The 9,812-nt window shown below is 42.0% G+C and carries 9 protein-coding genes; 8 read left to right on the top strand and 1 reads right to left on the bottom strand.

The window, feature by feature from the left end:
* Positions 1–224 precede the first annotated feature (224 nt).
* The 6 genes from OCV81_RS13835 to OCV81_RS13810 all read left to right on the top strand — a co-directional run bounded on the left by OCV81_RS13835 (position 225) and on the right by OCV81_RS13810 (position 7,361).
* Complete coding sequence (locus tag OCV81_RS13835; protein ID WP_148330601.1) at positions 225–1,085, top strand: HAD family hydrolase; 861 nt, start codon at positions 225–227, stop codon at positions 1,083–1,085.
* Between the two features lie 20 nt (positions 1,086–1,105).
* Entirely contained in the window at positions 1,106–1,855 is a 750-nt protein-coding gene (locus tag OCV81_RS13830; RefSeq protein WP_148330599.1) for a DUF3800 domain-containing protein, read from the top strand.
* A gap of 197 nt (positions 1,856–2,052) precedes the next feature.
* Entirely contained in the window at positions 2,053–5,283 is a 3,231-nt protein-coding gene (locus tag OCV81_RS13825) for a type I restriction endonuclease subunit R (RefSeq protein WP_148330597.1), read from the top strand.
* The gene (locus OCV81_RS13820; protein WP_204433467.1) at positions 5,271–5,975 is read left to right on the top strand and encodes a M48 family metallopeptidase; all 705 of its coding nucleotides are present in this window, start codon (positions 5,271–5,273) and stop codon (positions 5,973–5,975) included. Before OCV81_RS13825 ends, OCV81_RS13820 begins: the two co-directional genes overlap by 13 nt.
* 62 nt (positions 5,976–6,037) lie before the next feature.
* A complete protein-coding gene (locus OCV81_RS13815; RefSeq protein ID WP_148330595.1) occupies positions 6,038–6,550 on the top strand; it encodes a hypothetical protein in 513 nt (170 codons plus the stop codon).
* A gap of 139 nt (positions 6,551–6,689) precedes the next feature.
* A complete protein-coding gene (locus OCV81_RS13810; RefSeq protein WP_148330593.1) occupies positions 6,690–7,361 on the top strand; it encodes an MgtC/SapB family protein in 672 nt (223 codons plus the stop codon).
* A gap of 65 nt (positions 7,362–7,426) precedes the next feature.
* Here the strand turns inward: OCV81_RS13810 and OCV81_RS13805 are convergent, their stop codons facing one another.
* A complete protein-coding gene (locus tag OCV81_RS13805) occupies positions 7,427–7,645 on the bottom strand; it encodes a winged helix-turn-helix domain-containing protein (protein WP_072543973.1) in 219 nt (72 codons plus the stop codon).
* A gap of 253 nt (positions 7,646–7,898) precedes the next feature.
* On the opposite strand from OCV81_RS13805, the gene map reads away from it, so the two are divergent.
* Both map and tsaD read left to right on the top strand, forming a co-directional pair.
* Entirely contained in the window at positions 7,899–8,753 is an 855-nt protein-coding gene (gene map, locus OCV81_RS13800; RefSeq protein WP_072543972.1) for a type I methionyl aminopeptidase, read from the top strand.
* Positions 8,754–8,777: 24 nt separating this feature from the next.
* The gene (gene tsaD, locus OCV81_RS13795) at positions 8,778–9,800 is read left to right on the top strand and encodes a tRNA (adenosine(37)-N6)-threonylcarbamoyltransferase complex transferase subunit TsaD (protein WP_148330591.1); all 1,023 of its coding nucleotides are present in this window, start codon (positions 8,778–8,780) and stop codon (positions 9,798–9,800) included.
* Positions 9,801–9,812: the final 12 nt, after the last annotated feature.

Here is a 9,812-nt window from a genome sequence, read left to right as displayed (position 1 = left end):
CTAATCGAAAAATTTTATTAGCTTGGTAACTAACTGATTATTAATTAATAATAGCTGTTTTGGCGAATTTTCTCCGGACAGCAATGAAATGCAATAGCTAATGTCTTTGTATCTTGTGACAGTGAGATTCTCTTAGCCAAACAAAAGCTGAATCGCTTTCAACAACAGAAGAAAGGCTTGATGCAAGTATTATTAACTGGTAAAAAACGAGTAACACAATAATTATGACAAAGAAAAGACCTACTGTAGCGCTTATATACGATTTTGATGGGACGCTATCTCCCGGAAACATGCAGGAGTTTGGTTTTATACAAGCTATAGGTAAAGATAAAGCTGAATTTTGGGCAAAAAATAAAAAGTTATCTGAAGATAACGATGCTAATGGTATCCTGACTTATATGTATCTGATGATACAGGCCGCAAAGAACAATGGTATTTCTTTGCGTAGAGAGTCGTTTAAAAGATTTGGAGAGAACGTAGAACTGTTTGATGGTGTTAAAGAATGGTTCGCGTTAGTTAACGAGTATGGAAAAAGTATTGGATTGGATATCAAGCATTACATCAATTCTTCAGGGTTGAAAGAGATGATTGAGGGAACTCCTATTGCGAAAGAATTTGAGAATATCTATGCTTGTTCGTTTCTTTACGATGTGGATGGTATTGCCTATTGGCCGGCTGTAGCTATTGATTACACGGCTAAAACTCAGTTTCTGTTTAAAATTAACAAGGGCATTAAAGAAGTAAGTGATAACAAAAAGATTAATCAATATATACCGGAGAAAGAACGTCCTATTCCCTTTAAACGTATGATTTATTTCGGAGATGGAGATACAGATATTCCTTGTATGAAGATGATTAAGGAACATGGGGGACATTCCATTGCGGTATATACTAATGGCAACAGTGCAAAGAAAGCAACTGCGCTTCAACTGATAAAGGATAATCGTGTGAACTTTGTATGTCCGGCAGATTACCGTGCAGGAAAAGAAATCAATATGGTGGTTAAAAGAATCTTGGACAAGATAAAAGCAGATTATGAATTTCAACGTCTGTTGGACTGGCATCACAATAAAGCCCAAAAATAATCAAGCAAACAACATGTGTTATGGAACAATCTTCAAACTATTATTTGTATCTGGATGAGTGTGGAGACCAGAATCTGGCCAATTTTGATCCCTCATTTCCTATTTTTACATTGTGCGGTGTAATTGTTTCCGAAGAGAAACTGCACGAGCTTGAAAAACAGATTAATGACCTTAAGCAAAGAATCTGGAATAGCACTCATATTATTTTGCATTCAAGGGATATCAGGAAGTGTCAAAATGGATTTGAAAAGTTATTTGATCTTTCTGTGAAAGAAGATTTTTATGTGTCTGTTAATCAAATTCTTGGTCAGGATATGTATGTTATTATCTGTTGTGGTATTTTGAAAGAACCTTATATCAGACAGTATGGAAAAATGAATGATGTTTATGGTTTGTCTCTATCGTTCATAATGGAGCGGACAATTTTTTATTTGGATGATTTGAAGGATAATAATATCTTTTTGACTACAATTATTGAGCGAAGAGGAAAGAAAGAGGATAAAGCCTTGTTCGATTATTATAACAGAATACTTGATACGGGAACTTATTGGGTGAAATCAGAGAGGATAAAGAAGTATTTCAAACGATTTGAAATGAAATGGAAAAAAGAAAATATAGTAGGTCTTCAGATTGCTGACCTTATAGCTTATCCAATGACAAGACATATATTGAACAATGAAGGGGTAAATTATGCGTATGATGTGATAAAAGGCAATATCTATCAGAAGGATGGTAAACTCTATGGATTAAAGGTCTTTCCTTTAAAATAAAAAAGAGTTATCCGTACGAATAACCCTTTTCCGACCGGGGACACCCCAATCCCAATCTGAACATGTCAGATTTCATTGCAAAGATAATAATTTGTGAGGAAAAGAAAAAGAATAAAGTTATAATAAGAAAATAATTAACATTTTTATTTAGGAAAATGAATTCCTTTGGAGTTATAGTTTAAAAGTGAATCATGTATATGCAAGGAATATCATTCAAAGAAGACCATATCAGCCAGGTACCCGCTTTGCAGCTATTGCAGAAGTTGGGATATACATATTTGACACCTGACGAAGCATTGACCATGCGTGGCGGGAAGACATCGAATGTACTGCTGGAAGATGTGCTTCGCAGCCAGTTACGTCGCATCAATTCCATTCGGGTGAACCGCAACAAGGAGGAACTGTTTTCAGAACAAAATATTGAAAACGGTGTATTGGCTATGCGCAATATCCCGATGGAAGGTGGGTACTTGAGCGGAAATGAAGCCGTTTACAATCTATTAACGCTGGGTAAGGCGTTTGAACAGAGTATCGATGGTGACAAGAAAAGCTATACCATGCGTTTTATTGACTGGGAGCATCCGGAAAGAAATGTGTTTCATGTGACGGAAGAATTTGCAGTAACGCGCACCGGAATGGCCGATACGTACCGTCCAGATATAGTTTTATTTGTCAATGGTATTCCGCTGGTAGTGATAGAATGTAAGCGTCCCGATATCAAAGGGGCACTCGACCAGGCTATTTCCCAACATCTGCGTAATCAAAAAGATGATGGTATTCGCGGCCTTTACTTGTATAGTGCTTTGCTGCTTAGCATAGGAAACAGTTATGGGGCGTATGCTACTACAGGTACACCGGCTAAATTTTGGACGAAGTGGAAAGAGATGTTTCTCACAGAGAAAGAGGAGGCAGAATATATACAGCAGTTGGACTGTCTGGTCAATACGCCGCTGGATGAAAAGCGGAAGGCACACCTGTTCAGTGATCGTTTCCGCTATGTGCGGGCGTATTTCGATACCATGGAACAAGAAAGGGTGCTACCTACGGAACAGGACCAGTATCTGTTCGGCTTATGCCGCCCGGAGAGATTGCTTGACCTTATTCATAATTTTACTATCTACGATGGGGGGATTAAAAAACTGGCCCGCTATCAACAGTATTTCACGGTAAAGGAGATTACGGAACGGGTCAAGACATTGGACCATGGGAAACGTCGAGGTGGGGTAGTGTGGCATACGCAAGGCAGTGGAAAATCGCTTACGATGGTTTTGTTGGCGCAAGCAATCGCCCAAGCCAAAGAAATACAGAATCCAAGAATTGTGATGGTAACTGACCGTACGGATTTGGATAGTCAGATTACCAATACATTCAAGAAGTGTGGACGGGAAGTGATGAATGCTACAACAGGAACTCATTTGGTGGAGTTATTGGAGAGTAAGACGGATGCCATTATCACAACTGTCATTAATAAGTTTGAAACGGCTGTCAAGCGTATGAAGCATCCACTGACGGATCCGAATATCTTTATCTTGATTGACGAGGCTCACCGCAGCCAGTACAAGGAAATGGCTATCAAGATGGATAAGGTATTACCTAATGCTTGTAAGATAGCTTTTACTGGTACTCCGTTGATGAAGAAGGAAAAGAATACGGCTAATACGTTCGGCGGTATCATCCGTCCGGTATACACCGTGCGTCAGGCTGTAGAAGATGGCGCAGTGGTTCCTTTGCTCTACGAAGGGCGTATTGTGCCTCAGCATGTACACGAAGGACCCATAGACGATTTCTTTACCAAGGTTTGCGAAGGACTGAATGAATATCAGACGGCCGATTTAAAGAAAAAATATTCGCGTACTGATTTTGTGAATCAGACAGACCAGCGGGTGTATTCTATAGCTTGGAATATCTCTGAACATTTCCGTGATAACTGGCAGGGAACGAAGTTCAAGGGTATGCTGGTTACACCGAGGAAAGCCATTGCTGTATCGTACAAAAAATATTTGGATGAGATAGGCTTGGTATCTTCCGAAGTGCTTATTACAGCTCCTGATACGCGTGAAGGTGAAGAGTCATCATACGGCGATACTTCGGAAGAAGTAAAGGCCTATTGGAAAAAAATGATGGATGAGCATGGCACCCCTAAGAAATATCAGGAAAATCTGATTTCTCGCTTCAAGAATCAGGAGCAGCCGGAGATTATGATTGTGGTGGACAAATTGCTGACCGGATTTGATGAGCCGAAGGTGGTAGTTATGTATCTGGACCGCAAGCTGAACGGGCATACGTTGTTGCAGGCTGTGGCACGTGTCAATCGGGTTTGTGACGACAAAGAGTTTGGCTATATCATTGATTATTATGGAATATTGAAAGAATTGGACGAAGCCCTGGAATTATACTCTAATTATGATGAAGAAGAGCAGGAGGCTTTCCGGGAAACCTTGGAACCTGTGGATACAGAAATTGCTAAACTTCCACAGAAATATTCGGACTTATGGGATTTGTTCAAATCTATCCCGAACAAACGAGATTTGGAGGCATACGCCCAGTCGTTACGTGAGGAAGACAGACGGCAGGAATTTTATGAGAGATTGACAGCTTATGCATCTTGCTTGAAGATTGCCCTTTCTACACGGAATTTCCATGCGCAAACCCCAGACGAAGAAATCAAGCGTTACAAAGATGACTTGAATATGTTCGTCAAGTTGAGATCGGCAGTTCAATTACGCTATTCAGACACAATAGATTATAAGCAATATGAAGGTCAGATACAGAAACTGATTAACCGTCATGTAGAGAGTGGAGCGGTAAAACCAATTACGGAGTTGGTGAACATCTTTGATACTGAAGCTTTTGAACAGGAGGTAGAGAAGATTGTAGGAACAGCAGCAAAGGCGGATACGATTGCTTCCAGAACCAGTAAATTTATTACAGAAAATATGGATACAGATCCGGCGTTTTATAAGAAATTTTCTCAGTTGCTGAAAGAAACAATTGCCGCTTATGAACAAGGCCGAATCGATGAGTTGGAGTATTTAAAACGGGTCCTGAAATGCAAGGACGATATATTGTCTCATACGGATAATGAATTGCCGGAAGAGTTGCAGCAAAATAATGCAGCAAAAGCTTATTACGGATTAGCATTGGAAACCTATCAACGTATATTTGGTGACGCACAGGTTGACTTAAAGAAATTGGCGTTAGAAACTGCTATGACTTTTGAAGGAATCATAAACCGTACATTGATTGTGGACGGGAGTGTCTTGGTCGACTGGCAACAGAAATCGGATATCATTGGTCGTATGAAAATAGAACTGGAAGATTATCTGATAGATGACGTGAAACGGAAGTATGGCCTTGATTTCTCTTTTGATGATATGGATACGATTATTGACGGCTGTGTAGATGTAGCAAAGTTATGGATCAAATAAAAGACTGCATAGAATATGGCTCTGTGGTTATGGAGTATGCCGTAGAATATAGAGCCAGAAAGACTTTGGGTATCTGTGTGCATCCAGATGGTAGTGTGGAAGTGAAGGCTCCTATGGAAGCACCACTGGAACAAATCAGAAAACACGTTCATCGTCGTGCTCCATGGATTTACAAGCAGCAACGCTATTTTTCTTCTTTCGGCATACATACACCGGAACGAAAATATGTAAGCGGAGAGTCTCATTTATATTTAGGCAGACAATATATGCTGCGTGTGGTTGACAGTGAACGTAATGAAGTACATTACAAAGGAAATATACTTGAAGTGGAGTGTAGACATCGTAAAGATGTACGTCCTTTACTTATGGCATGGTATAGAAAACGTGCTGAAATAAAGTTCAAAGAATATGCGGCCCCATTAATATCACGTTTCAGCCGTCATCAGGTAAAACCGTCGGGACTTAAACTGAAAGAAATGGAAACCCGTTGGGGGAGTTGCTCTGCTTCTGGACAGATTTTCCTGAATCCACGATTGATAGGCGCTCCACGTATTTGCATTGAATATGTGATTATGCATGAACTTTGTCATCTTGTTCATCGTAACCATACCAAAGCTTTTTATGAGTTATTGACTCAGGAGATGCCGGATTGGGAAAAATGGAAAATGAGATTGGAGAGGTTGATGATTTGATATTCCAAAACGTAAGAATTATAAATATGTCAGTTTGATAATGGCATGTAAAAGCATGAATGATGGAACAGCGACTGAATGAGCTTATAATAGATATATTGAGAAAAAATGAAGTGCTTGTAGCTATCGCAATAAAACAGCGTGCAAAGTTTGAAGGATGGTTAAAATTTGAATTGACATATAGATTATTAGACTATGATTGTGAGTTAAAAATAGAGTATCCATATCCAAATAATGCAAATCTGCGTGCAGATATCTTTGCTAATGGGGCTCTTATCGAATTAAAGACTGCAAATACAAATTATAAGATAGCTCAATGCCAAACCCGTACAAGGCCTATCAAAAAAAATATATCGTCCATTATTGATGATATTAAAAAATTAAGAAATGCAGGGGGTAGTTACAAAAAGAATATTGCATTTGTTCTATTTCCTATTGATAGTGGCGGGAAATATAAAGTCAATATTAAACGAATTGAAGAAGAGGGACATATACACCTTATATGTAAATCTATTGAAATAAATGAGGTGCCAATATTGGTTTGTTCTGCTGAAGTATCCAAACAAATAACATGATACATCCTGAGATTAGTTTGATACTTTGATTCAAAATACAGAATAACCAGTTCCCTACCCATAGATTATACTTCTCTTTCTTTATGAGACTGTCGAAATTTTTTATATCTTTCGCAAGAAAGTTGATAACAGAAAGTATATGAATATTTATGTGGATTTTTCTTTAAGGTTGTTCGTGGCAGGCCTGATGGGGGTACTCATCGGTTTGGAACGGGAATACCGGGCCAAGGAAGCCGGCTACCGGACCCACTTCCTGGTAGCTCTGGGCAGTGCGTTGATGATGATTGTGTCGCAATATGGTTTCATGGATGTGTTGGAGAAAGATTTGGTGCGGTTAGACCCAAGTCGTTTGGCGGCCCAGGTGGTCAGCGGCATCGGCTTTATCGGAGCCGGAACCATTATCCTCTTGCAGAAGCAGGTGGTCCGCGGACTGACTACGGCGGCAGGGGTGTGGGCCACTGCGGGCATCGGACTGGCCATCGGAGCGGGTATGTATCTGATTGGTATTCTGGCCACCTTGCTGGCGCTGGCCGGACTGGAGGTGCTCAGCTATTGCTTCAAGAGTGTGGGCATGCGAAATATGATTATTGAATTTACGGCAGGGAATCCCGGCGTGCTGAAAGACGTGTCGGCCCGGTTCAGTTTAGACGGCTTCCAGATTGCTTCGTATGAGATGAACAAGGTGTATGAAGACGGACGGGAGATGTACCGCATCTCGATGGTGATACGGGCCAAACGGGCGAATGAAGAAGGGTTGCTTCTGATGATGCTGCATGATTTTCCCGATATTACGGTAAACCGGATTGTGTGACCTTATAAAAAGGGGCGCAAAAGGCCATTGAATGTACATGCAGTGGTATTCAATGGCCTTTTGGGTCAGCCGATATAGACGTTGACATGTAAGAATAAGCGGTCTTCTTTTTCGTCGATGTCGAAATCTATTTTGTCTTCGCGTGCCAGCCACCCGATTGCGGCATTCAAATCTCTATCAGACAATCCGGATTCTTTTTTCAGTTTTTCGTATTCCCAATGTGCGTTGTCGGAAAGGAGTTTCCAGACAATCCCGGCGTTTGTCCCAATTTGAGTCTTGTCCATCATAGTTTTTGAATTTAAATTATTTTATTTGTTTACTGTCAGGGCGAAGATATAAATATTTTGTTGTTGAAGCAAGTTTCTGGCTGTCAAATTTATGTCCCGTGTGGTATTTTGCGAGCATTTTTGGGACTTTTAGAACAGTGTTACAGAAATGTGACAAGTCTTTCTCGGATGGGGAGGTATTTTTATTCTTCATACCGTATCCTATTCCATTTTTTTCTTATAACTTTGCGTCAAGTAAAAAACGAAAATTATGAGAAGACATAAAATAAACTGGAAGGTTCCTAAAGGAGCGGAGTTGACCGAACTGGACAAGAAGGTGCTGTATTATCAGGACAGAGGCCATCTGGTTCCCACTCGCCAGTTGATCAAGACTCCGGAGCAGATTGAAGGCATCCGTCGAAGCGGGGTCATCAATACAGGGGTGCTTGATTTGGTAGAAAAAGAAATCCATGCCGGAATGAGTACGGCGGAGATAGACAAGCTGGTGTATGAATACACAAAAGACCACGGGGCTATCCCGGCTTGCTTGGGTTATGAAGGTTTCCCGAAAAGCTGTTGCACGTCAATCAATGAGGTGGTGTGCCACGGCATTCCGAACGAAGAAGAAATCCTGGAAGAAGGCGATATCATCAACGTGGACTGTACGACGATTCTGGACGGGTATTATGCGGATGCTTCCCGTATGTTTATCATCGGGAAAACTACTCCTCAGAAAGAGAAGCTGGTCCGCGTAGCTAAAGAGTGCCTGGAAATCGGAATGGAGGCAGCCAAACCGTTCAGTTTCGTGGGCGATATCGGCCATGCCATCGAAAAACATGCCAAGAAGAACGGTTTTTCAGTGGTACGCGACTTGTGTGGCCACGGGGTGGGACTGGAGTTCCACGAGGAACCGGATGTGGAGCACTTCGGAAAGAAGGGTACGGGCATGCTGCTCGTGCCGGGCATGGTGTTCACCATCGAGCCGATGATCAACATGGGGACCTGGGAAGTGTTTATAGATGAAGAAGACGGCTGGACCGTAGTGACGGAAGATGAGCTTCCTTCTGCGCAGTGGGAACATACGTTCGTGATGACGGAACAGGGTCTTGAAATATTGACGCATTAATATATTAAGGTATAAAGACATTTTATGAGTACAATAATATTAGGAATAGAATCTTCTTGTGACGATACTTCGGCTGCGGTAATCAAAGACGGAGTGCTGCTTTCCAGTGTGATTGCCAGTCAGGCAGTGCATGAAGCATACGGGGGAGTGGTGCCGGAACTGGCTTCGCGTGCGCACCAGCAGAACATTGTGCCGGTGGTGCACGAGGCATTGAAGCGTGCAGGAGTAACAAAGGAAGAATTGAGCGCAGTGGCCTTTACCCGTGGACCGGGTCTGATGGGTTCCTTGCTGGTAGGGGTATCGTTCGCCAAAGGGTTTGCCCGTGCATTAGGTATTCCGATGGTAGAGGTAAACCATTTGCAGGGACATGTGATGGCGCATTTTATCAAGGAACCGGACGGTGAGAACGTGCAGCCCAGTCTGCCTTTTATCTGTCTGCTGGTATCGGGTGGAAATTCGCAGATTATCCGTGTGAATGCCTACAACGACATGGAGGTGCTGGGACAGACCATCGACGATGCAGCAGGAGAGGCTATCGACAAATGTTCCAAGGTGATGGGATTGGGCTATCCCGGCGGACCGATTATTGACAAGCTGGCACGTCAGGGAAATCCGAATGCCTTTACATTCAGTAAACCACATATCCCGGGGTATAACTACAGTTTCAGTGGTTTGAAAACTTCTTTCTTGTATTCGCTCAAGGAATGGGTGAAGGAAGATCCGGATTTCGTGGAACACCACAAGACCGACTTGGCTGCTTCGCTGGAGAAAACCATCGTAGACATCCTGATGGACAAGCTTCGCAAGGTAGTGAAGGATACAGGCATCAAGGAAGTGGCAGTGGCAGGAGGTGTTTCGGCCAACAACGGACTCCGCAACGCTTTCCGTGAACACGCCAAGAAATATGGCTGGAACATCTTCATTCCGAAATTCGGCTATACCACCGACAATGCGGCCATGATTGCCATTACGGGATATTACAAATTTTTGGACAAGGATTTTTGCACTATAGACAAACCCGCTTATTCACGGGTAACCATTAAGTAATAATTTAGAAAA

Source organism: Phocaeicola fibrisolvens, assembly GCF_025567125.1.
GTDB classification, from domain to species: domain Bacteria; phylum Bacteroidota; class Bacteroidia; order Bacteroidales; family Bacteroidaceae; genus Phocaeicola; species Phocaeicola fibrisolvens.
The sequence above is the reverse complement of the archived record's forward strand: the minus strand, read 5'-3'. Positions and strand labels throughout refer to the sequence as shown.